Here is a 22,017-nt window from a genome sequence, read left to right on the forward strand (position 1 = left end):
GAGGCTTTTTTTATACCTTTAAAATAAAAAGATGGAAAACAAAATTCGATGCAGCTGGTGCAATTCCAGCGATTTATACAAAAAATATCATGACGAAGAATGGGGCGTTCCAGTTTATGACGACCCAACTCTATTCGAATTTTTGATTTTGGAAACTTTTCAGGCTGGATTAAGCTGGATAACAATTTTGAATAAAAGAGAAAATTTCAGAGCTGCTTTCGATTATTTCGATTATAAAAAAGTAGCTGCTTATTCTGAAGACAAAATCGAAGAATTAATGCAGAATACTGGAATTATCCGAAATAAACTAAAAATTAAAGCTGCAGTCTCAAATGCTAAAGCTTTTATGAAAGTTCAGGAAGAATTTGGCAGTTTCTCTGATTATATCTGGAAATATACAGATGGAAAGCCCATTATAAACAATCTAAAAACTTCAAAAGAAGCGCCAGCCACTACTCCACTTTCAGATGAAATCAGTAAAGATTTGAAAAAAAGAGGTTTTAAATTTGTCGGTTCAACTGTAATATATGCGCACATGCAAGCCACCGGAATGGTCAATGATCATGCGGAGGATTGCTGGACGAGAACAAAATAAAAGTTTTGTTTCAGGTTTCAAGTTTCAGGTTTCATTGCGATTGTAATAGAGACAAAAAATTCTGTTCGAGTAGAACCTGAAACTTGAAATTTGAAACTTTTTTAAACTCTCAAACAAAAAATACATATATTTGCTTCACACTTTAGGGGTGTCTACAACTTGTAGGCTGAGATTTTACCCTCTGAACCTGATCTAGTTCATACTAGCGTAGGGAAAAGTAAGATGACTTCTGCACGCATTTTATGCGTTCTTGTAGCCATTCCTAAAGTATATCTATATACTAAATTCAAAAGGAATGGAACTAAAAATCAACCAACAAACTAAACATTTCAATGCTGAATCGCTAAGCGTTCAATCATTGCTCGATCTCGAAATTCCGCATAAACAAAACGGAATCGCTGTTGCTATCAACAATACCGTTGTTCCAAAAACCAAATGGAACGAATTCTTCGTACAAGAAACTGACGAGATTTTAATTATTTCTGCTACTCAAGGCGGGTAAAATTTAAATTCTAAATCCAATTACATACTAGACGTAGACGCACTGCTGTGCGCCTCTACAATAACTCATAACCCATAACTCATAACTTCTTTTTCCTATGACAAACGAAGAACAAATATCCAGAACCCCGTTTCCAAATTCTAAAAAAGTATATATCGATGGAGAAATCCATCCAATAAAAGTAGCAATGCGCGAGATTCATCTTAGCGACACTAAACTTTCAAACGGTGGAATTGAAAAAAATCCTCCCGTAACCGTTTACGATACTTCCGGTCCATATACTGATCCGGATGTTGAAATCGACATTAGAAAAGGATTGCCACGCTTACGCGAAAGCTGGATTCTTAACCGAAATGATGTAGAAATTCTAAACGAAATCACTTCAGATTATGGCCAAAGCCGATTGAAGGACGAAAGCCTGAATCATCTTCGTTTTGAATATTTACATCAGCCAAAAAGAGCTAAAAAAGGTGCAAACGTAACGCAACTGTATTACGCCAAACAAGGAATTATTACGCCTGAAATGGAATATATTGCGATTCGTGAAAACCAAAGAATTGAACTTTTAAACGAACAAACCAAAGCCATGCAATGCCAACACAACGGTCATAGTTTTGGAGCGAACACACCAAAAAGCAAAATAACTCCCGAATTTGTTCGCTCTGAAGTTGCTTGCGGAAGAGCCATAATTCCAAACAACATCAATCACCCAGAAAGTGAACCGATGATTGTCGGGCGAAACTTTTTAGTAAAAATCAATGCCAATATTGGAAACAGCGCCGTGACTTCGAGCATTGAAGAAGAAGTTGAAAAAGCCGTTTGGGCATGTCGTTGGGGCGCTGATACAATTATGGATTTGTCTACCGGAAAAAACATTCACGAAACCAGAGAATGGATTATCAGAAACTCTCCTGTCCCAATTGGCACGGTTCCAATTTATCAGGCTTTAGAAAAAGTAAAAGGAATTGCTGAAGATTTAACTTGGGAAATTTTCCGTGATACACTAATCGAACAAGCAGAACAAGGTGTTTCGTACTTTACAATTCATGCCGGAGTTTTGCTTCGTTATATTCATTTAACCGCCAATCGCGTTACGGGAATTGTTTCTCGAGGCGGATCAATCATGGCAAAATGGTGCTTATTTCATCATAAAGAAAACTTCTTGTACACGCATTTCGAAGAAATCTGTGAAATAATGAAGCAATATGACGTTGCTTTTTCGCTTGGAGATGGCTTGCGTCCGGGTTCGATTGCAGATGCAAATGATGCTGCACAATTTGCCGAATTAGAAACTTTAGGCGAATTGACAAAAATTGCATGGAAACATGATGTTCAGGTTTTTATTGAAGGTCCGGGTCACGTTCCGATGCACATGATTAAAGAAAACATGGACAAACAATTAGAACATTGCCACGAAGCACCATTTTATACGTTAGGGCCACTAACTACGGATATTGCGCCGGGCTATGATCATATTACTTCTGCAATTGGAGCTGCTATGATTGGTTGGTATGGCTGCGCGATGCTGTGTTATGTAACTCCAAAAGAACATCTTGGTCTACCAAACAAAAAAGATGTAAAAGATGGCGTAATCACCTATAAAATTTCAGCCCACGCTGCCGACTTGGCAAAAGGTCATCCGGGAGCACAATATCGCGATAATGCGTTGAGTAAAGCTCGTTTTGAATTCCGTTGGGAAGATCAGTTTAATTTGGCTTTAGATCCAGATACAGCAAGAGAATTTCACGATGAAACACTTCCTGCCGATGGCGCAAAAGTGGCACATTTCTGCTCAATGTGCGGGCCAAAATTCTGCTCTATGAAAATATCTCAGGAAATTAGAGATGTTGCTGCCGCAGAAAAAGGAATGCAGGAGAAATCAGAGGAATTTATTGAACAGGGAAAAGAGATTTATATCTAAGAGAAAATAGATTCAAGAAGAAAGAGAAAAGATATGATTGTGATTACGAGTCCTTTTGCTGTCGCAGATGAAATCAAAATAATTCATTCTTTATTTGAGGAAGGATTATCGTTGCTTCATATTCGGAAACCTGATTTTTCTGAATTGGAAATGGCGCAATTTATTCATCCAATAAAAATGGAATTTAGATCGAAATTGGTTTTGCATAGCCATCATTTATTGGCAGAAGATTTTGGAATTAACCGAATTCATCTCTCTGAAAAAGAAAGAAACAAAAGCCAAGAATTTCCTGCAAGGTTCCCAAAACCTTGTAGGTATAATTCAACATCAACACATTCTATTGAAGACTTTAATTCATTAGAAAGCAATTTTCATTATGCCTTCTTAAGTCCTGTTTTCAAAAGTATTTCAAAGGAAAATTATCATCCAAAAAAGGATTTATTCGAAGAAATAAAATCAAGAACAAATCACAAAACAAAAGTTGTCGCTTTAGGCGGAATTACTTCAGAAAACATTCAGGAAACTTTGGAAAAAGGTTTTGATGATGTCGCTCTTTTAGGAAGTATTTGGAATAATAAAAATCCATTAAATCAATTCAAATTATGTCAGCAAATCGCCCAATCGTACTCGCTATAGCAGGTTTTGATCCTTCGGGAGGCGCTGGTGTTTTAGCCGATGCCAAAACTTTTGAAATGCATCAGGTCACTGGGTTTGCAATTACAACGGCAAATACCATTCAGACCGAAAATAAATTTTATGAGATTCAATGGACAAATTTAAGCTTCGTGATTCGCTCTCTTGAAACACTTTTTTTAAGTTATAAAATTGAAGTGGTAAAAATTGGAATTGTTCCAACTCTTCATTATTTAAACCGAATTCTTTCGACCATAAAACTTTTATCTCCGTCAACAAAAATTGTTTGGGATCCGGTTTTGAAATCGACTACCGAATTTGAATTTATGAAAATTGAAGATCATTTAGACTTAGACAAGGTTTTGTCCAAAATTGATTTGATAACGCCTAATTACAATGAAATTGAAATACTGTTTCCTGATTTTTTTCCAAACAAAATTTGGCAGGAAAATAAAATTCCAACTTCTATTTTATTAAAAGGCGGACATTCTACTTCTGAACCTGGTACAGATCGTCTTTTTCTGAAAAACAAAATAATTGATTTATTGCCCTCTGAAAAAAAATGCTTTGAAAAACACGGTTCCGGTTGTGTTTTATCTGCATCAATAGCCTCAAATCTTGCGTTAGGACAAACTTTGCCCGAAGCTTGTCACAATGCCAAAACCTACATAGAAAAATATCTAAGTTCAACCTCAACCTTAATGGGATATCACTATGTACAATAAACTGCAATACATTTCACAAGGAAATACAATCGAAAAACAATTGTATAATATTCATCAGGCGCTTGATGCCGGCTGTGACTGGATACAAATGCGATTTAAAAACCAGACCGCTAAAGATACTTTTGCTCTGGCAGAAGCTGTAAAATTTTTATGCGAAGAATATCTGGCGAATTTTATTGTAAATGATGATTTACACCTTGCCGAACTAATTGCGGCAGATGGAGTACATCTTGGTTTAACTGATATGAAAATTGATGAAGCCAGAGCTATTTTAGGAAACACAAAAATTATTGGAGGAACGGCAAATACGTTTGAAGACATTCAAAACCATGCAAAAAATGGCGCTGATTACATTGGTTTAGGCCCTTTCCGATTTACAAATACAAAAGAAAAATTAAGTCCGATTTTAGGTTTGTCAGGGTATTTTGAGATTCTCCAAAAAATGAAGAAAAATAAAATCACAATTCCCGTTTTTGCAATTGGCGGAATTACTCTGAAAGATATAAATCCGTTGATGGAAACCGGAATTTACGGTATTGCTGTTTCTGGACTTATTACAGAAAGCGATGAAAAAGAAAAATTAATTCAACAATTAAACGAAAAATTATATGCAAAAGTCATTGTTTAATATTGGTGATAAAACCTTAAAATCCCGCTTATTTCTAGGAACGGGAAAATTTGGTTCAAATGAAGAAATGGAAAAAGCCATTTTAGCCTCAGAAAGTGAATTGGTCACAGTCGCTTTAAAACGCATCGATTTAGAAACCGATACTGATGCTATTTTATCGCATTTAAAACATCCGAATATTAATTTATTACCAAATACATCGGGAGCACGAAACGCAAAAGAAGCAGTTTTTGCCGCGCAATTGGCTCGTGAAGCTTTAGAAACAAACTGGGTAAAACTAGAAATTCATCCAGATCCAAAATACTTAATGCCAGATCCAATTGAAACTTTAAAAGCAACCGAAGAATTGGCTAAACTTGGTTTTATTGTCCTTCCATATATTCACGCTGATCCTGTTTTGTGTAAACATTTAGAAAGTGCTGGAACTGCTGCAGTAATGCCTTTGGGTTCCCCAATTGGAAGCAATAAAGGTTTAAAAACTATGGATTTTTTAGAAATTATAATCGAGCAAAGTACAGTTCCGGTTATTGTTGACGCTGGAATTGGCGCTCCTTCCGACGCCGCAAAAGCAATGGAAATTGGTGCCGATGCTGTTTTGGTTAATACTGCAATTGCCGTTGCCGGAAATCCAAGTTTAATGGCTGAAGCTTTTAAGGAAGCTGTCATTGCAGGGAGAAAAGCTTTTGAAGCTAAAGTTGCTTATCAGCAAAATTATGCTTCGGCTTCTAGTCCTTTGACTTCGTTTTTATATGACTAATTTTTTTTCAACCGCAAAGTTCGCAAAGACAAGCGCTAAGAACGCAAAGCTTTGCGAACCTTGCGTAAAACTTTGCGCTCTTTGCGGTTAAACATTATGACAACATTTAAATCTATTTTTGAGCAATATAATTGGGATGAAATTCAATCCAAAATATACAAAACCACATCAAAAGATGTCGAACGAACTTTGGCTAAAACCAAATACAATCTCGACGATTTCTTAATCTTAATCTCCCCTATTGCTCAAAATTATTTAGAACAAATGGCTCAAAAATGCCATGAAATCACTAAGAAACGTTTCGGAAAAACTATTCAAATGTATGCGCCGCTTTATTTGAGCAACGAATGTCAAAACATTTGTACGTATTGTGGTTTCAGTTTAGACAATAAAATCAAACGAAAAACGCTTTCTGATTCCGAAATAAAGCTCGAAGTTGAAGCTTTAAAAAATACTGGTTTTGACCACGTTCTATTGGTTACAGGCGAAGCGAATTATACGGTAAACATCAATTATTTCCTGAATGCTATTAATTTAATCAAAGAAGATTTCTCGATAATTTCTGTTGAAGTGCAACCACTTTCTACAGAAGATTATGAACGTTTACATAACGCTGGAGTTTATTCGGTTTTGGTTTATCAGGAAACCTATCATCAGGAAGTTTATAAAAAGTACCATACAAAAGGTAAAAAATCAAACTTCGATTATCGACTGGAAACTCCAGACCGAATTGGAACCGCAGGAATTCACAAAATTGGTTTGGGCGTTTTATTAGGTTTGGAAGATTGGCGGACAGATAGTTTTTTCAATGCTTTGCATTTAGATTATTTGCAGAAGAAATACTGGCAAACGAAATACTCGGTTTCATTCCCACGCCTTCGTCCTGCTGAGGGAATTATCGAGCCCAATTTCATTATGGATGATAAAGATCTAACCCAATTAATTTGTGCTTACCGATTATGGAATGAAGATTTAGAAATTTCGATTTCAACAAGAGAAAACGAAAAATTCAGAAACAATATCATCCCAATTGGCGTTACGAGCATGAGTGCAGGTTCTAAAACCAATCCGGGTGGTTATGTTGTCGATCCGCAGTCTTTGGAGCAATTTGAAATCAGCGATGAACGTTCAGCAGAAGAAATTTCAAAAATCATAAAAAATACAGGCTACGAACCCGTTTGGAAAGATTGGGACAAAGTTTATAGTTGAAACGTTTCAGGTTTCAGGTTTCAAGTTTGTGAACTTAACATTTTACAATTCATAATTCACAATTAAAAAAATGAGTATTATTCAAGATTTTCTCCGTTACAACAGACAAACTATTCTTCCTGAAATTGGTGATGAAGGTCAGGAAAAATTAAAAAAAGCACGTGTTTTAGTAATTGGTGCCGGCGGTTTAGGTTGCCCGATTTTACAATATATTGCTACTGCCGGAGTGGGGTTTATCGGAATTATGGATTTTGATACGATTGAGATTCACAATCTTCACCGACAGATTTTATATACCGAAAATGAAATTGGCAAACAAAAAGCGATTGTTGCAAAAGATGTAGTTTCAAAACTAAATCCTTTGATTGAGGCTATTGCAATTAATGAAAAACTAACTGCTGAAAACGCATCGAAAATCATTGACCAATTTGATATTATTATCGATGGCTCAGATAATTTTTCGACTCGTTATTTAGTCAATGATACTTGTGTTCAGCTAAAGAAAACTTTGGTTTACGGGAGTATTTTAAAATTTGAAGGACAAATTGCGGTTTTCAATCATAACGGAAGTAAAAATCTTCGCGATTTGTTTCCAGAAATGCCAGATCCGAAAGATGCTCCAAACTGTAATTTAAATGGCGTTTTAGGAACTTTACCTGGAATTATCGGCAACATGATGGCGCACGAAACACTGAAATTAATTCTCGATTTACCAACTCTAAAGAATGAATTGGTAATTTTTAATACGTTAAATTGGAGTTTTACAAAGCTGAATTTCTAAAAAACAACTTCATCACCAACAGAAATAATTCCCGAATTCAGACTCACAATATTGGTTCCGAATAAAACCGAATTATCGACATTTCTGTATTTGCTCAGTGTTTTTAGAGGTTCTTTTTTTAAACGTCCATTTTCCGGATCATTGTTAACCATAACACATCTTCCGCAAGGTTTTATGTTTTTAAATTGAACTTCTCCAATTGTAAAAGTCTTAAAATCATCTTCTTCATGAGGATTTTCAGTGCTTACTACAATGTTTGGACGAAATCTTTTTATGGTAATTTTTTCATCCAATTTATCATTTAAAAAATCAAGGCTTTCTGTTCCAATCAATAAATACGGATAACCGTCTGCCAGACTCACATTGAATGTTTCTTTTAATCTTGAGCTTTCATGTTTACGAGCTCCATTTCTTAATATTTTGACTAATTTACATTCAAAACCTAAATGCTGGCTGAACCATTTTGACGTTTCAGGATTTACCTCAACAACTTCACTTTTATCGTCCCAAACATTTACTTCTATTGCATTTTTTAAATGTTCGTTAATAGAAAATTCATGCTTTTGATCCTGAAAAGTAATGCTAATTTTTCCATTTGAAATCTGCGGATAAAACTGACTCATTATTCGATGTTCTCTCTGCGTCAGCATTTGATTTTCCGCATCAATCAACATCCATCGACGATCATTTTCAAATCCCATTTCTTCCGCTTTAGCAGATTCAAGACTGATTCCTGCCAAACTTTTTATCGGATAAATATAAATTTCTTTTACACTGTAAACTGCACTCATTTTTATTTACTTTTTAAAATGGACATAAATTCCTCGCGATCAATTTCCCGACAGCCTAAACTCTCTAAATGCGAGTTATAAACTTGACAATCTAATAATTTGTAATTTTCTTTTTTCAAATATAATGCTAAAGCAATAAACGCCGTTTTTGAAGCATTTGAAACTTTAGAAAACATACTTTCTCCGCAAAAAACATTTCCTTTTCCCAAATCTATTCCGTACAAACCGCCAACTAAAACATCATCCTGCCAAACCTCAACCGATTTAGCGAATCCTTCTTCATTTAATTTGCAATAAGATTCGATCATTTCATCAGAAATCCAGGTTCCGTTTTGTCCATCTCTTTTTATTTGCTGGCAATTCGAAATTACTTCTCTGAAATTTTTGTTGTAAGTCACCTTGAATATTTTCTGGTTCAGAATCTTTCGCATACTTTTCGATATTACGAGTTCATCAAAAAACAGAACCATTCTCGGATCTGGTGCCCACCACAAAATTGGTTCTCCTTCATTAAACCAAGGGAAAATACCGCTTTTATAGGCTAATTGTAAACGTTCTGAACTTAAATCACCACCAATTGCCAAAATGCCTTCTTCATCAGCTTCGGTTACTGGAGGGAAAAATAAATCGTTGAATAAATAATACATTTTTTTAGTATTCAATAATGAAAAACCTAAATTTCAGGTTATTGAAATTTCAAATAAAAAATTCCAAATCCCAAATTCAGTCGAATGAATTGGAATTTGGAATTTATCTTTTAGATTTTAAACCTTTATTAGAACGGTAAATCGTCTGGTTCGTCTTCGTTTATGCTTGTTGCTGGTGCAAAAGTTTCTGCAGCTGGCATTGGCGCGCCTTGTGCAGGACCTTCTGGTGCTAATCTTTCGATTCTCCAACCTTGAATACTATTGAAATATCTAGTTTCTCCTTGTGGATTAACCCATTCTCTTCCTCTTAAATTGATAGAAACTTTTACTGCTTCACCTAGTTTATAGCTGCTTAACAAATCGCATTTATCTTGTGTAAACTCGATTAAAATATGCTGTGGATACTGCTCATCTGTAGTTACTACTAATTCTCTTTTTTTGAATGAAGCACTAACTTGTTGCTCAGGATTTACCACTTTTACTTTTCCTATAACTTCCATCTTCTTCTATAATTAATTATTGTTTCTATTCTTATTTTTTGGCTAAAAGCACTTTCCAAGCCGATGCAATATCGTCATTATTGAGATATTTTTTGGCTTCTAAGTGAATTTTCTCCTGATCGTCTGAGCTTAAAACGCCTTTCACAGAAAAATTTTCTTTCACAAATATACTAACTTCTTCCGTTGTAGGCAAGGCTTCTATATTTCCGAGTTTTCCGAGGTCATTCCCATTAAACACAAGGCTTTCCTTCACAAAATTCGGAATTGCATCTACTCCAACTCCTAAAGTTGTAAGCGGTTTTGGCACTTCAAAAAGTCCTTCATTCGATCTTGAATACCAATTTGCTCCCAATCTTGAAACCAAATCAATTTTGTGCTGATCGATTCCTCCGTTTTCATCTAAAATTGATTCGTGGATATGCATTTTCACTACTTCGCACAAAACCAGATTTCCAGCTCCTCCTTCTGTTCCTAACGGAATAATCTGCGTAACCTTGCATTCAAACTGAACCGGAGATTCTTTTACACGATACGGCTTTACAATATCAGACGGAATTTGAGTCAAACCCGCTTTTATAAATTCGTTTACGCCTTCTGCATATTCTGTACTTGCCAACGAAGTCTGTTGTACAATGTCGAAATTAACCACATTTATTACAACTTCTTTTGTTGCTTCAACGTTGATTAAAGTGTGTTTTACCGTATTGTCGCGAACGCGTCTTGCAGGCGAAAAAACCAAAATTGGCGGATTAGCACTAAACACATTAAAGAAACTGAAGGGAGATAAATTAGGAATTCCTTTTGCACTAATTGTACTCGCAAACGCAATTGGACGCGGCCCTACTGAACTTTGCAGATAACCATGTAATTTTGCTGTTGGTATCTCTTTTGGATCGATGCTAATCATATATTTTCTTTTTAACCAAACCTCATTTTGGTAACTGCAAAAGTATAGAAATGGTTTAATTCGGAGAAATACTTTAGGACATAAAAACAAAAATCTTTCAGGAACTGCAAAATATAAAATGCGTATATTTCGTTATATTTATACCTCAAAAATTAATTTATGCATTTTTCTGAACGCAGAAATACAACTCGCTGGGTTATAATTCTTATTTCCTTTTTAATCATTACCTTGATTCTCTGGAACACCTATACTTTTTTTCAGATTTTCAAAAATGAAGAACGTCTGAAAATGAAGCTTTTTGCCGATGCACAAATTACAATTGTAAACGCAGACGAAAATACTGATGTTGAACTGCCTCTTCAAATTTTTAGCAATAACACTTCTATTCCCGTAGTATTAATGCTTTATGATAATGTTGTAAGTTCAAAAAATGTTCCTGATGAAATTTTGAATGACAAGAAAAAACTAAAAACTTTTTTAAAAAATTTAAGTAGCGAAAATGAACCCATAACTTTTGAATATGCACCAGGAAAATATCAACATTTATATTATGGTAATTCGGCATTGCTTAACAAATTAAAATATTATCCAATTGCTTTATTGCTTATTGTTTTTCTATTTGTTGCATTGATTTATAATTTTTACAAAAGCACGAAAATGGCCACTCAGAATAAACTTTGGGCTGGAATGGCAAAAGAAACGGCACATCAAATTGGTACGCCTTTATCATCTTTAATTGGCTGGATTGAGATTTTAAAAACAGAAGATATTGATTCATCGATAACTTCTGAAATCGAAAAAGATATTAACCGATTGCAAACGATTACGGATCGTTTTTCTAAAATTGGTTCTGTACCTGTTTTAGAAACGCATGATATTGTTTCAGAAACCTTAAATGCGTTTAAATATTTGCAATCACGTTTTTCAAAACAAGTTGCCTTTTCATATCATACGCCAAACGAACCTATTATGGTACAGATAAATCCAATTCTTTACAGTTGGACAATCGAAAATTTGGTAAAAAATGCTATTGATGCAATGAAAGGAAAAGGAAATTTGGAACTGCAAATTGAACAGGATCTCCATCATGTAAAAATAAATGTAAAAGACTCTGGAACCGGAATTCCTAAAAAACAATTCAAAACCATTTTTGAAACTGGTTTTACAACCAAAAAACGAGGCTGGGGATTGGGACTTTCTTTAACTAAAAGAATTGTTGAAGAATACCATAGCGGCAAAATCAAAGTTTTACATTCTGAAATTGGGAAAGGAACTACTTTTCAGATTCAGTTAAATAAAAATTAATTTACATTCTAAGTATATCGTTTCAAAACCATAAAAAGCCTTTACAATTCTGTAGAGGCTTTTTTTTGCGCAAGTAATTCCACATCTATAAAAGTCTAAAATATCTTATTGTGTTGTTTTTTAAACTTTTAAATACTAAGTAACGAGTTTTCATTTTCTAAGTTCGGTTAAACAAAAAAATTGAGAGATTTTTCTGTATTAACTATTAACCAAAACTTTAAAAATGAAGAAAAAATTTAAAAACCAATTTCGAGTCATGCTTATTTTATGCATTACTCTACTAACGGCAAATTGTGCTAATGAAGAAATCTCAGACCAGCAAAAAACAACTGTCGCAATTGACAAAGCACAAAAATGGTTTAACGCCTATAAGGCAACAGCAGAATTTCATCCGGCATTCAAAAACATTAATTATTATTGGGAAAATGCCTCTTTGGTCAAATTGGAAAATAATTCTATTGCAATTACTATCCCGATGAAGGACAATCCTGAAAATCCCGATTATCATGGGAAGAAAATGTTATATTTATATCCAGCAGACAATGGATATAATACTGTAGTACATGAAATATTTCCAAAGTCAGAAACTGATTTTGGTGTTGAAAACAAAAAAGAAGATTTTCAAAACTTAGATGTTTTTACTGGTTACATCCTAACATGGAATTTAACAGAAGGATTCGTAAAAGGAGCAGAATTTGAGAATGGTGTGGCTATTAAAAATATTTCATATGCGGCTATATTGTCTGACGATGAAAAAATCAAGGCATTTAATTTAACCCGCAAAGCACCTCCTAACTGGCAAATGGAATTGGATTCTGTAATTGTTACCGGAGGTAGCGGTAGTGGAGGATGCGCAGGATGTGGGGGCGTGATAAGAATTAACCCAACTATAGGCGGAGGCGGAACCGGAGGCGGAACTGGTGATTATATTGGTTCTCCAGGTGCCGGAGGAGATTCAAGCTCAGGATCAGGAAGCAAACCAATAGGCGATCCATGTAGCAGAATAAGAGAGCAGTTGACTAGTGCAAATTTTGTAGCCAAACAAGACGAACTTAAAAAGAAAACAAATTTAAAAGTAGAAACTGGATACTTGCAGAGTAAAAACGGTCCCTTTACCGCACTTAATCCTGGTTCAGGTACTGATAATACAGATTCCTTAAATTTCCCATTCGATGCAAATACAATAGGTTATATACATGCTCATCTCGACCCTTATGAAAAAGTAAAGGCAAATGGCGATATAGACCCTGTTGAACCTATAAGAATGCATTCGCCTGAAGATGTAAAACAGTTTATAATTTTGATTCTTAATGCAGGCAGAAACAGCATTCCTATTAGCGAAGTTTATGGGGCTATGGTATCTAGCGCAGGAACTTATCAATTGAGATTTACAGGAAATATCGCTGATGTCAGTTCAAAAGCTAGCAGTATTAATTGGGGTGATGGTCTTGATAAAACTTACACAGAAATAATGAAAAAAAGTAGTAGTTTGGAAAAAGGATTTTTAAAATTTTTGAATGAACAAATAGGAATCAATGGCATCGAACTATATAAAATAGAATCTAGTGGAAACTCAAAAAAAACATTAGATGCTACTGGAAAAGTAACAAGTAGTAACTGTAAATAAAACCAAAATGAAAAAAATATTTTTTTTAGGATTTATAATCCTATCAGTGATATCCTGCAAGGCACAATCTATTCAACCAATTGAAAAAGCCATAGATTATAGACGAGCTGGGGGCATCCCAGACAATATTTATTTGAAGGATGTAAACAATTTGCTTACCAAATATATAGGTACTTGGAAAGGAACTTACCAAGACAAAAACTATACATTATATATTACGAAAGCAACTTCAAAATATGAAACGATAACTTGGGATATGTTATTGATTCGCTACCTAATCACTACCAGCAACGGCAATGTATTAGAAAACACACAGAATCTTCCCGATAATAATACTTATATTATTGAAGGTTCTTATTTTGGCAAGGATCTAGCAGTTTATGCATTGGATTTTACTGGCAAAAATGCAATGTGCGGTAATGCGGGAACAATATTTATACGTACAAAAAATGCAACAAATACTTTAATGTCATTTGGTTTTGAACCAAATAAAACAATGATTTCAGAAGACACTTGCCCTGGTTTCAAAACCGCTGAGCTAACTTTTCCTAAAGATGGCTTGATGCTAACAAAACAATAGTTTATTCCTAAATCCTCAAGTATAAAATACTTGGGGATTTTTAAATACGACAAGAACTTAATGAATTTAATAACTTAACAGAATGAAAAAAATATTTATACTATTATTTTTAATATTATATCAAAATAATTTTTCACAAAATAGCGATATCGATCGATTGTATGAAATTTCTTTTTGTGGAAAACCACAAACCATTCAATTTATTGAATATAGCAATGGCACAGCCGAGGGATGTTTACGAACTGAACTTTCAGAAGAAATACCATATAGAAAAGATAGAGAAATTATAAAAGAAATAAGTCTTGACAATACACTTGCTAAAAAAATAATAGTCGAATTAAAAAATGCAGGAATTGAAACTTTAAAAAAGTGTAATGAAGATGCTGATTGTGAAGCATTAGGTTTTCTAGATGGTGATTATCTATCAATTAATATTCAAATTAAGAATATCAATAAACACATTGAGTTTTCAGAAATCTATCCTGAATCACAAACTAATGGAAAAATTGAAGAAATTGAATTAAGAAGAAAGGTTCAGTCTTTGGCGACAATTATTGACAAAGAAATAGATTTAGAAAAACAATTTTCAGATCTAATTAAGAGCTTGAAAAGAGGAAAGTATTGCTATTGGTCAGGAATTTCAAAAATATGTATAAAACACAAATAATTTATACTCGCTGAATATTTGTATTTCTTTTTAGAAATTCTACTCGTTAGATTACATAACATATTAAGAGGATATTCAAAAAACATGTAAAATAACATAGTATTTAAACTAAAAAAAACCTCGAAAAAATATTTTCGAGGTTTTTTTTAGTTTAATAATTTTACTTAAAGATTCTCCGTTATACTCTTTGCCAAAGCTTCAAACTCCTCTTTAGTAAGTGAAACTTTATCTATGAAACGCATTTCATCCATATGATTCAACGGAATCAAATGCACATGCACATGAGGAACTTCTAATCCAACAACGGCAACTCCTACTCTTTTGCACGGAACTGTTTTTTCTAAAGCAATTGCTACTTTTTTAGAAAACTTCATCAAACCTAAATACAATTCATCATCCATATCAAAAATCTTGTCGATTTCTTGTTTCGGAATACAAAGCGTGTGTCCTTTTGCGTTCGGATTTACATCTAAAAAAGCCAAAAAGTTTTCATCTTCAGCGATTTTATATGCAGGAATTTCTCCGTTTACTATTTTAGTGAATATTGATGCCATTTTTTCGGGTTAATCGTTTAACTGTTTATTCGTTTAACCGATTAAACAGTTAAACGATTAAACTAAAATATTTAGTCTCTTGAAATTTCAAGAATTTCAAATTTCAAAACACCGTTTGGAACTGTAATTTCGGCTACTTCTCCAACAGATTTTCCAAGTAAGCCTTTTCCAATAGGAGAAGTTACTGAGATTTTTCCAGTTTTCAAGTCGGCTTCGCTTTCAGCTACAAGCGTATATTTCATTTCCATTCCGTTACTTTGGTTTTTAATTTTTACATTAGATAAAACCAACGCTTTCGAAACATCCAATTGTGATTCGTCAATTAATCTTGCATTAGAATACACTTCTTCCAGCTTAGCAATTCTCATTTCTAATAAACCCTGTGCTTCTTTTGCTGCATCATATTCTGCGTTCTCAGATAAATCACCTTTATCTCTCGCCTCTGCTATATCTTGAGATGCCTTTGGACGCATTACACTTTTTAAATGCTCCAATTCATCTTTCAACTTTTTTAATCCTTCTGCTGTATAATAAGATACTTTACTCATAACTTCATCGTTTATATAAATACAAAAAATCCCATCGGGACGGGATTTTGTATTACAAATATACTATTATTTTTAATAGAACATAATTATATGTTAATCATATAAAAATCAAAACTAAATATTTTATTTTTGTTTCATTAATCCTTACTAAAAGAATGAAAAAAATCTGGCTCTTAATCGTCTTTGTTTGTGCACTTTCTGCTTGTAGCGACAGTCAACGCAGCAATAAAAACCCTTACATTCCTAATTACTCTGTTAATTTGTCTGTAGATATGAATTTGCCTTTGTATTCTAATCTTAAATACCCAAGTAATGGTGTTATTATTCCGAATTATGGAGCAAAAGGAATTATCATTTTTAATGCTGGAAACTCTTATAATGCTTTTGATGCTGCGTGTCCAAATCAGGAAATTAATTCTTGTGCAGCAATGACAATTGACGGCATATATGCCGTTTGTTCATGTGACAAAGTGCAATACAGTTTATTCACAGGACTTGGTTCAAAAGAATATCCATTAAAATCATATCGTGTCGAAGTTATAGGATCTGTGATTCACGTATATAACTAAAATAAAAAAGCCTGAAAATTTAATTTCAGGCTTTTTTATTTTTTAGAATTTCAAAGTCAATCCGGCTAAGAAATTAATTCCTGCCTGTGGATAATAATACGGATAAACATCCCACATGTATCCGTTTGAAACATATTTTTTATCTAAAATATTATTTACCATACCTGTAATCATAATCGATTTGAAAACCGATTTTGGTTTGATTTCATAAGAAACATTCAAATCGTTCACAAAATAATCGGCCAGTTTTGCTGATGGCAATTCAATATTATTCATGTATTGTTCTCCAACATATTTCTGCAATAATGAAATATGCAGATTCTGAATCGGGCTGTAAACAATTATATTTCCAGCAATAACTTCTGGTGAATAAGCAATTTTAGTTGTTCCGTAATTTTGGCCTTCAACAGCTAAATCAACATTTTTATTACTGCTTAAAGTAAAGTTTGGTCGAAGAATAAATTGTTCCGAAAGCTTAATTGTGGCATCAAATTCAAATCCTAAACGGTAACTTTTATCAGTATTAGAACGAATTGGCGCTCCAACATCATCAAGCGTTCCTGTCAAAATCAACTGATCTTTGTAGGCCATATAATAGAAATTAGAATTCAACTGAAAATTCTCTGAGTTAAATCTCCATCCTAATTCAAAATCATTCAATTTTTCTGGTTTTACATTTCCACCTTCATAATCGGTTCTGTTTGGTTCACGATTCGCACGAGCGTATGAAAAATATAAAGTGTTTTTATCATTAAAAGCATAATTCAAACCTGCTTTTGGGTTAAAGAAATTGAAATTATCATCTACTAAACCTGTTTCAGCACTATTAGCTTTATATTTTACATTTCTATATTGAAGATCTCCATAAAAGCTCAATTTTTCTGTAAACTGATAATTGGCTTTCGCAAAAATATTTCCGTCTGTTTTTGTTGAAAAATCATCATAATAATGATCTCCCAATTCTGAGTTTGAAGCATATCTCGCCCAAATCACTTTTCCGTAATGATCGCCTTCGTATTTATTCCAGCCTCCGCCAAAAATAACATCGAGTTTTTCATCTTTATATTTTACAGAAAAAGTTGTTCCGTAGAAATCATTGTCCAACCATTTTTGGCGTACCAAATCTGTAGTTGTAACTGCTCCAACTGGATCTAAATTATAATCGACCATGTCGGCATCTTCTTTATAATTTTCGTAATAACCTTTTCCTTTTGTATAATGAACAGCCAAATTAGAACTCCATTTATCAGACCACGATTCACTCCAATGCAATTGATAATGATCTTGCTGATAATTATCGGTTTCATTATCGTAAAAACGAACATTTCCTGATTCATCAGTGTACATTCCAGCTGAGTTGAAAGTACGATTTTCGTTCATAGTTTCAGCGTCAATTCCGTTCCATGATTGATATGTTTTTTCAGTTCCGCCAAAAACTAAAGCTTTGATTAATGTTGTTTTTCCAACATAAGTTCCCTGAAGAAAATACGATTTCAAATCAGAACTTGCTCTGTCTATATAACCGTCAGATTTAATTCTAGATAAACGTCCAGCCAATTCAAAATGGTCGTTTAACAAACCAGTGCTGAATTTTACCGTGTTTTTCTGCGAATTAAAACTTCCGAAAGAGCTTGAAATTTCGCCATTAGCCTTAGATACATAATTATCTGTCAACATGTTTAAACTTGCTCCAAAAGCTCCAGAACCATTTGTTGAAGTTCCTACTCCTCTTTGCAATTGCAGACTTTCTACAGAAGAAGCAAAATCAGGCATATTTACCCAAAAAGTTCCTTGACTTTCGGCATCGTTGTATGGAATTCCGTTGATCGTAACATTCACACGAGTTGCATCGCTTCCGCGGACTCTGATTCCACTATAACCAATTCCGTTTCCAGCATCAGAAGTTGTAACTACCGAAGGAAGATAATTCATCAAAGTAGGAATATCTTGTCCCAGATTTCTGAATTTGATTTCTTTTTTATCCATATTACTAAAAGAAACCGGAGTTTTTGAAGTCACACGAACCGCAGAAACCAAAACATCATCAAGTTGATTAACTTTAGTAGAATCCTGTTCTTGCGCGAAAGAAATTAGAGTAAAGAAAATAGAGAATAGAGTAAAGAAAATAGATTTGTTACTCAGCTTTGTAACTTTGTAACTTTGTAACTTTGTAACTTTAAAAAGTGTTTTCATTCGTAAAAAATTACGAATAAAAGGGGGAATTATTCTTTGTTAAATTAATAAATTGTTTCACGACAAAATAAAGTGTGCACGCTTGATAGTGTCGTTTTTTCCCTTAGCAACATTACTCGCTCAGGTTCTTTGGGTATGATCTCAGCTCGTTATTTAGAGCACCCCTTTGAGACAGTGCAAATGTAATGTTAAAAAATCAAACTCCAAAAAAACAAATTCCAAATTCCAAAAAGTCATTTTGATTTTTGGAATTTGGAATTTAATCTAAGTTTGGTTTTCGTCTTGATTGTTTTATTTCAGAAACATTCTTTTTGTCTTTAATTCTCTTTTTAATTACAGATTTCGGGACTTTTGTAGCTTTTCGAACCTTGGGAACAAACAATCCTTTTTTTATGATTTCCAAAAATCGTTTTATAACAATTTCTTTGTTTTTAAGCTGACTTCGATCTTCATCACAATTTAAAATTAAGATATTTTCAGAAGTTAAACGCGCTGCAATATTAGTTTGCAAAAGCAGTTTTTCTTCATCAGACAAAGCTTGTGAAACATTCAAATCAAAAGACAAAACTACTTTTGATGAAACTTTGTTCACGTTTTGTCCGCCGGCGCCACCGCTGCGAACGGCTTTAAAACTTAATTCTGATATAATTTTATCAATATCCATTATTGTGGCTGATGTGGTGCTTTTAACAAATCATTTACCGTTTTCACCGGATTAAAAGTTATTAACGGAACAGCAACAAAAATAGTTAACCAATGCGCCATTGAGCCATTCCACAAACCTGGAAGTTCGTAATTCTTTACCGTTTTGCCTTCAACACTTTTCTCAACTATAAAACCTGCTTTATGATCTACAAACTGCTGCAAATCAAATTTTTGATTTTTGTAATTTCTAATTCCGCAAACTAAATCTACTGGATTAAAGTGTGTCGATTCAGCTAAAATCTTAGCCTGTTTTTTATCCGATAAATCAACTTGAGATGTTTCAACAATCTGAAGTGATTTTATTCCTTTATTGCTCATAACCCAAAACGGTCCTCCACCTGGTTCTCCTTCATTTTTCACCATCCCACAAACTCTAATCGGACGATCTAAAAGTTCTTTTACTTTGCTGATTTTATTCTCAAAAGTGAACATATTGAAATCACTTGAGATTTCGATATTTAACTCTTTAGTCAAAAAAAGAACTATATCATTTAACTCTTTTTCTCCTATTTTTTTCTCATCAATCGCATTCAGATAGCCAAAAACCTTTTGTTGTACTTCGATTAAAATTCCCGCCAGTGCTTTTTTATACAAAGTAATTTTGTCGATATGATTCTGAATCACATTATCAATATTTTTAATAAAAATAACATCGGCTTCTAATGTGCTTAAATTCTCAATTAATGCACCATGTCCGCCTGGTCTGAAAACCAAAGCTTCATTTTTATCTCTTACCAATCTGTTTTTTGTATCAACAGCAATCGAATCGGTACTTGCGTTTTGATATGAATAACCAATATTTATTTGAATTCCAGAAGCCTTCTCTACTTTTTCTTTGAGAACTTCAATTTCTTTTTCGAATAATTCCTGATGCGCTTCGGTTACCGTAAAATGAAGATTAGAAACTTGATTTGAAGATGCATAATGCACACATTCGTTCAAATGTTCTTCAATCGGATTTGCGATATGATCTTTATATTTATGAAAAGGCAATACTGCTTTTGGCTTATCTGCGAAAGCAAAATGATCCTGTGAAAGCAATGTTTTTATGAAATAATAATTCTTGTAATCTTGCTCTAAATTTTCAAAATCAGGATAAATCGATCTTAGCTTTTTATCAACTGCCTTAAAAAAAGGAAACTTGTCCATTCCAACAATAAAAATCGGAAGTTCTTTGTCCTTTTGTCTATTTATATAAGCATTTATTGTCTCTTTTTCAATATCAAAATCATTCAAAAAGGCTCTCAAAAACTTAAACATTCTTGTTGCAGCTCCAGAAGCAGGAACAAATTTTTTAATTTTCAGATTTTCTTTTTGAGCGTCAAAAAAGGCTGCTTTTCCTTCAAATTCTATTTCTGAAAAAGCCAAAATCCCATTTTCTGTTGTTGCCGGACTTATTAAATTGCTTTTTGTGATTCCTTTTTTGAAAATTTTTAGTTGTTTCAAAACACTTTCAATAGAAATGCCTTGCTCATAAAGTTGCACAAAATCTTCTGACGAAAAACCACGTTCTTTAGCAATAGTAAGCTCTTCAATAATTGCGGTTGCTTTTGCTAAACGACTTTCTTTATTTCCTGAAAGAATTATAAAAGGCTTCTTTGTCTGTATCAAACTTTGTTTAAAAACAGAAAAAACAGTTTCTCTTCCGTCTGGTGTATCTCTAATATCATCTTTTTCCCAAGGAACATCAATATCTGTCAGGAAAAATAAATCATATTCGTGTTCCAGCGCTGCCTCATTTAAAAGCGGATCACAGAAACCGTAATACATTTCAGAGAAAACTTTGGTCACCATCAAATTCGTATCGCAGAACAAATATTTTTTTGCCTGAGAAAGTTTTTCATTTTCCAATGCAGTTTGTCCGTATGCAATAGGCATCATATCATCAGCAACGCAAATATGCTGATTTTCCTCCCATTTTTCTTGTAAATAGTCACGTGCAAACTCGGGAACCCATTCGGTTTCGTAATATTCTGCAAGCTGTTTTGCTAAAGTTGTTTTGCCTGTACTTTCAGGCCCAAACAAAGCAATTTTTATGATAGTTGTTTTTTGCTGTCTAAGATTTTTCTCCATTCTAAATAAGCTGAAATAGCCAAAATTGTAAAAATTAAATATTGAAGTGACAGCATCCCTAAGCCGCGATAAGCATAAAGAGGCACAACAATTATATCGCCAATAATCCAAAGTGTCCAGTTTTCGATTTTTTTTCTGGCCATGTACCACATTCCCGCAAAAAATATTCCTGACGAAATCATATCGACATAATTGTCTGGATTGATTGTATAGTCAAAATATTTATAAATGCCGAAAACTACAAAAACGGTTACAATAAATAGTACGATTCCGATTATTTTTTCATTAAAACTTGTACGAGTTATAGGTAAATTATCCTCAACTGAACCGCCACGCGCCCATACATACCAGCCATAAATACTCATAATGGAGAAATAACCATTGATAATCATATCGCCAATATAACCCGCGATGTATAGCAAATACACTGAAATTACTGTTGCGATAAGTCCCGTTGGATACACCCAGATATTTTCTTTTTTAGCAAACCAAACGCTTAAAATCCCGCAGACAAAAACTAAAAATTCTAAAATAATATGCCATAGTGGAGCATTCTTATAATTTTCGAAAAAAAAATCTATCATTTGGTTAAACTGTTTT

At 33.7% G+C, this 22,017-nt stretch carries 24 protein-coding genes and 1 riboswitch; of the genes, 14 read left to right on the plus strand and 10 right to left on the minus strand.

Annotation, left to right across the window (positions count from 1 at the left end):
- The first annotated feature begins 31 nt into the window (after positions 1-31).
- The 9 genes from GQ47_RS04030 to GQ47_RS04070 all read left to right on the plus strand — a co-directional run bounded on the left by GQ47_RS04030 (position 32) and on the right by GQ47_RS04070 (position 7,751).
- Positions 32-595, plus strand: coding sequence for a DNA-3-methyladenine glycosylase I (locus GQ47_RS04030; protein ID WP_035645347.1), 564 nt, complete (start codon positions 32-34; stop codon positions 593-595).
- Between the two features lie 134 nt (positions 596-729).
- Positions 730-826, plus strand: a riboswitch (TPP riboswitch).
- A gap of 64 nt (positions 827-890) precedes the next feature.
- Positions 891-1,097, plus strand: coding sequence for a sulfur carrier protein ThiS (gene thiS, locus GQ47_RS04035; protein WP_035645352.1), 207 nt, complete (start codon positions 891-893; stop codon positions 1,095-1,097).
- Positions 1,098-1,194: 97 nt separating this feature from the next.
- Positions 1,195-3,018, plus strand: a complete 1,824-nt coding sequence (gene thiC, locus GQ47_RS04040) for a phosphomethylpyrimidine synthase ThiC (protein ID WP_035645356.1) — start codon at positions 1,195-1,197, stop codon at positions 3,016-3,018.
- 33 nt (positions 3,019-3,051) lie between these two features.
- The gene (locus tag GQ47_RS04045) at positions 3,052-3,654 is read left to right on the plus strand and encodes a thiamine phosphate synthase (protein ID WP_035645358.1); all 603 of its coding nucleotides are present in this window, start codon (positions 3,052-3,054) and stop codon (positions 3,652-3,654) included.
- On the plus strand, positions 3,621-4,376 hold the full coding sequence (locus GQ47_RS04050) for a hydroxymethylpyrimidine/phosphomethylpyrimidine kinase (protein WP_035645361.1): 756 nt from the start codon (positions 3,621-3,623) through the stop codon (positions 4,374-4,376). Before GQ47_RS04045 ends, GQ47_RS04050 begins: the two co-directional genes overlap by 34 nt.
- Positions 4,366-5,004: a thiamine phosphate synthase gene (locus GQ47_RS04055; RefSeq protein WP_035645362.1), complete on the plus strand. Its 639-nt coding sequence runs from the start codon at positions 4,366-4,368 to the stop codon at positions 5,002-5,004. Before GQ47_RS04050 ends, GQ47_RS04055 begins: the two co-directional genes overlap by 11 nt.
- Positions 4,985-5,761: a thiazole synthase gene (locus tag GQ47_RS04060; protein ID WP_035645363.1), complete on the plus strand. Its 777-nt coding sequence runs from the start codon at positions 4,985-4,987 to the stop codon at positions 5,759-5,761. Before GQ47_RS04055 ends, GQ47_RS04060 begins: the two co-directional genes overlap by 20 nt.
- A 96-nt stretch (positions 5,762-5,857) precedes the next feature.
- Complete coding sequence (thiH, locus tag GQ47_RS04065) at positions 5,858-6,970, plus strand: 2-iminoacetate synthase ThiH (RefSeq protein ID WP_035645367.1); 1,113 nt, start codon at positions 5,858-5,860, stop codon at positions 6,968-6,970.
- 70 nt (positions 6,971-7,040) lie between these two features.
- Positions 7,041-7,751: a HesA/MoeB/ThiF family protein gene (locus GQ47_RS04070; protein WP_035645370.1), complete on the plus strand. Its 711-nt coding sequence runs from the start codon at positions 7,041-7,043 to the stop codon at positions 7,749-7,751.
- Here GQ47_RS04070 and GQ47_RS04075 read toward each other — a convergent pair.
- From GQ47_RS04075 to GQ47_RS04090, 4 genes are all read right to left on the minus strand, one after another.
- Positions 7,748-8,542 carry an MOSC domain-containing protein gene (locus tag GQ47_RS04075; protein WP_035645373.1) on the minus strand — a complete coding sequence of 265 codons (795 nt, stop codon included), beginning with the start codon at positions 8,540-8,542 and terminating at the stop codon, positions 7,748-7,750. The genes GQ47_RS04070 and GQ47_RS04075 overlap by 4 nt on opposite strands.
- A gap of 2 nt (positions 8,543-8,544) precedes the next feature.
- Positions 8,545-9,189: a leucyl/phenylalanyl-tRNA--protein transferase gene (gene aat / locus GQ47_RS04080; protein ID WP_035645376.1), complete on the minus strand. Its 645-nt coding sequence runs from the start codon at positions 9,187-9,189 to the stop codon at positions 8,545-8,547.
- A gap of 128 nt (positions 9,190-9,317) precedes the next feature.
- The gene (locus tag GQ47_RS04085) at positions 9,318-9,689 is read right to left on the minus strand and encodes a DUF3127 domain-containing protein (RefSeq protein WP_035645378.1); all 372 of its coding nucleotides are present in this window, start codon (positions 9,687-9,689) and stop codon (positions 9,318-9,320) included.
- Between the two features lie 31 nt (positions 9,690-9,720).
- Complete coding sequence (locus tag GQ47_RS04090; protein WP_035645381.1) at positions 9,721-10,596, minus strand: flavin reductase family protein; 876 nt, start codon at positions 10,594-10,596, stop codon at positions 9,721-9,723.
- A 159-nt stretch (positions 10,597-10,755) separates the two neighbouring features.
- Between GQ47_RS04090 and GQ47_RS04095 the strand changes: the two genes are divergently transcribed.
- The 4 genes from GQ47_RS04095 (at position 10,756) to GQ47_RS04110 (ending at position 14,775) form a co-directional block, all read left to right on the plus strand.
- Positions 10,756-11,901 (plus strand): sensor histidine kinase, encoded by a 1,146-nt coding sequence (locus GQ47_RS04095; protein WP_035645383.1) that lies wholly within the window; start codon positions 10,756-10,758, stop codon positions 11,899-11,901.
- A gap of 223 nt (positions 11,902-12,124) precedes the next feature.
- On the plus strand, positions 12,125-13,528 hold the full coding sequence (locus GQ47_RS04100) for a hypothetical protein (RefSeq protein ID WP_035645385.1): 1,404 nt from the start codon (positions 12,125-12,127) through the stop codon (positions 13,526-13,528).
- Between the two features lie 7 nt (positions 13,529-13,535).
- On the plus strand, positions 13,536-14,108 hold the full coding sequence (locus GQ47_RS04105; RefSeq protein ID WP_152560987.1) for a DUF6705 family protein: 573 nt from the start codon (positions 13,536-13,538) through the stop codon (positions 14,106-14,108).
- An 82-nt stretch (positions 14,109-14,190) separates the two neighbouring features.
- Positions 14,191-14,775 (plus strand): hypothetical protein, encoded by a 585-nt coding sequence (locus GQ47_RS04110; RefSeq protein WP_152560988.1) that lies wholly within the window; start codon positions 14,191-14,193, stop codon positions 14,773-14,775.
- A 164-nt stretch (positions 14,776-14,939) separates the two neighbouring features.
- Here GQ47_RS04110 and GQ47_RS04115 read toward each other — a convergent pair whose 3' ends face one another.
- Together GQ47_RS04115 and greA are read right to left on the minus strand one after the other, a co-directional pair.
- Positions 14,940-15,329: an HIT family protein gene (locus GQ47_RS04115; protein ID WP_035645390.1), complete on the minus strand. Its 390-nt coding sequence runs from the start codon at positions 15,327-15,329 to the stop codon at positions 14,940-14,942.
- Positions 15,330-15,400: 71 nt separating this feature from the next.
- Positions 15,401-15,877 carry a transcription elongation factor GreA gene (gene greA / locus GQ47_RS04120; RefSeq protein ID WP_029271926.1) on the minus strand — a complete coding sequence of 159 codons (477 nt, stop codon included), beginning with the start codon at positions 15,875-15,877 and terminating at the stop codon, positions 15,401-15,403.
- A 155-nt stretch (positions 15,878-16,032) separates the two neighbouring features.
- Between greA and GQ47_RS04125 the strand changes: the two genes are divergently transcribed.
- On the plus strand, positions 16,033-16,446 hold the full coding sequence (locus tag GQ47_RS04125) for a Rieske (2Fe-2S) protein (protein WP_035645391.1): 414 nt from the start codon (positions 16,033-16,035) through the stop codon (positions 16,444-16,446).
- A 42-nt stretch (positions 16,447-16,488) separates the two neighbouring features.
- Here GQ47_RS04125 and GQ47_RS04130 read toward each other — a convergent pair whose 3' ends face one another.
- The 4 genes from GQ47_RS04130 to pnuC form a co-directional block, all read right to left on the minus strand.
- Positions 16,489-18,639, minus strand: coding sequence for a TonB-dependent receptor (locus tag GQ47_RS04130; RefSeq protein WP_035645393.1), 2,151 nt, complete (start codon positions 18,637-18,639; stop codon positions 16,489-16,491).
- A 259-nt stretch (positions 18,640-18,898) separates the two neighbouring features.
- The gene (gene arfB, locus GQ47_RS04135; RefSeq protein WP_035645395.1) at positions 18,899-19,303 is read right to left on the minus strand and encodes an alternative ribosome rescue aminoacyl-tRNA hydrolase ArfB; all 405 of its coding nucleotides are present in this window, start codon (positions 19,301-19,303) and stop codon (positions 18,899-18,901) included.
- Positions 19,303-21,417: a DUF4301 family protein gene (locus GQ47_RS04140; RefSeq protein ID WP_035645398.1), complete on the minus strand. Its 2,115-nt coding sequence runs from the start codon at positions 21,415-21,417 to the stop codon at positions 19,303-19,305. Before GQ47_RS04140 ends, arfB begins: the two co-directional genes overlap by 1 nt.
- Entirely contained in the window at positions 21,378-22,001 is a 624-nt protein-coding gene (gene pnuC / locus GQ47_RS04145; RefSeq protein WP_035645401.1) for a nicotinamide riboside transporter PnuC, read from the minus strand. The genes GQ47_RS04140 and pnuC overlap by 40 nt, the downstream gene beginning before the upstream one ends.
- Between the last annotated feature and the right edge of the window lie 16 nt (positions 22,002-22,017).

It is taken from the genome of Flavobacterium sp. ASV13 (genome assembly GCF_000745775.1).
GTDB lineage: Bacteria > Bacteroidota > Bacteroidia > Flavobacteriales > Flavobacteriaceae > Flavobacterium.

Bases quoted from the DNA above. Each gene is read 5' to 3' on its own strand.
- GQ47_RS04030 (WP_035645347.1), top strand. From the start codon at position 32: ATGGAAAACAAAATTCGATGCAGCTGGTGCAATTCCAGCGATTTATAC.
- thiS (WP_035645352.1), top strand. From the start codon at position 891: ATGGAACTAAAAATCAACCAACAAACTAAACATTTCAATGCTGAATCG.
- thiC (WP_035645356.1), top strand. From the start codon at position 1,195: ATGACAAACGAAGAACAAATATCCAGAACCCCGTTTCCAAATTCTAAA.
- GQ47_RS04045 (WP_035645358.1), top strand. From the start codon at position 3,052: ATGATTGTGATTACGAGTCCTTTTGCTGTCGCAGATGAAATCAAAATA.
- GQ47_RS04050 (WP_035645361.1), top strand. From the start codon at position 3,621: ATGTCAGCAAATCGCCCAATCGTACTCGCTATAGCAGGTTTTGATCCT.
- GQ47_RS04055 (WP_035645362.1), top strand. From the start codon at position 4,366: ATGTACAATAAACTGCAATACATTTCACAAGGAAATACAATCGAAAAA.
- GQ47_RS04060 (WP_035645363.1), top strand. From the start codon at position 4,985: ATGCAAAAGTCATTGTTTAATATTGGTGATAAAACCTTAAAATCCCGC.
- thiH (WP_035645367.1), top strand. From the start codon at position 5,858: ATGACAACATTTAAATCTATTTTTGAGCAATATAATTGGGATGAAATT.
- GQ47_RS04070 (WP_035645370.1), top strand. From the start codon at position 7,041: ATGAGTATTATTCAAGATTTTCTCCGTTACAACAGACAAACTATTCTT.
- GQ47_RS04075 (WP_035645373.1), bottom strand. From the start codon at position 8,542: ATGAGTGCAGTTTACAGTGTAAAAGAAATTTATATTTATCCGATAAAA.
- aat (WP_035645376.1), bottom strand. From the start codon at position 9,189: ATGTATTATTTATTCAACGATTTATTTTTCCCTCCAGTAACCGAAGCT.
- GQ47_RS04085 (WP_035645378.1), bottom strand. From the start codon at position 9,689: ATGGAAGTTATAGGAAAAGTAAAAGTGGTAAATCCTGAGCAACAAGTT.
- GQ47_RS04090 (WP_035645381.1), bottom strand. From the start codon at position 10,596: ATGATTAGCATCGATCCAAAAGAGATACCAACAGCAAAATTACATGGT.
- GQ47_RS04095 (WP_035645383.1), top strand. From the start codon at position 10,756: ATGCATTTTTCTGAACGCAGAAATACAACTCGCTGGGTTATAATTCTT.
- GQ47_RS04100 (WP_035645385.1), top strand. From the start codon at position 12,125: ATGAAGAAAAAATTTAAAAACCAATTTCGAGTCATGCTTATTTTATGC.
- GQ47_RS04105 (WP_152560987.1), top strand. From the start codon at position 13,536: ATGAAAAAAATATTTTTTTTAGGATTTATAATCCTATCAGTGATATCC.
- GQ47_RS04110 (WP_152560988.1), top strand. From the start codon at position 14,191: ATGAAAAAAATATTTATACTATTATTTTTAATATTATATCAAAATAAT.
- GQ47_RS04115 (WP_035645390.1), bottom strand. From the start codon at position 15,329: ATGGCATCAATATTCACTAAAATAGTAAACGGAGAAATTCCTGCATAT.
- greA (WP_029271926.1), bottom strand. From the start codon at position 15,877: ATGAGTAAAGTATCTTATTATACAGCAGAAGGATTAAAAAAGTTGAAA.
- GQ47_RS04125 (WP_035645391.1), top strand. From the start codon at position 16,033: ATGAAAAAAATCTGGCTCTTAATCGTCTTTGTTTGTGCACTTTCTGCT.
- GQ47_RS04130 (WP_035645393.1), bottom strand. From the start codon at position 18,639: ATGAAAACACTTTTTAAAGTTACAAAGTTACAAAGTTACAAAGTTACA.
- arfB (WP_035645395.1), bottom strand. From the start codon at position 19,303: ATGGATATTGATAAAATTATATCAGAATTAAGTTTTAAAGCCGTTCGC.
- GQ47_RS04140 (WP_035645398.1), bottom strand. From the start codon at position 21,417: ATGGAGAAAAATCTTAGACAGCAAAAAACAACTATCATAAAAATTGCT.
- pnuC (WP_035645401.1), bottom strand. From the start codon at position 22,001: ATGATAGATTTTTTTTTCGAAAATTATAAGAATGCTCCACTATGGCAT.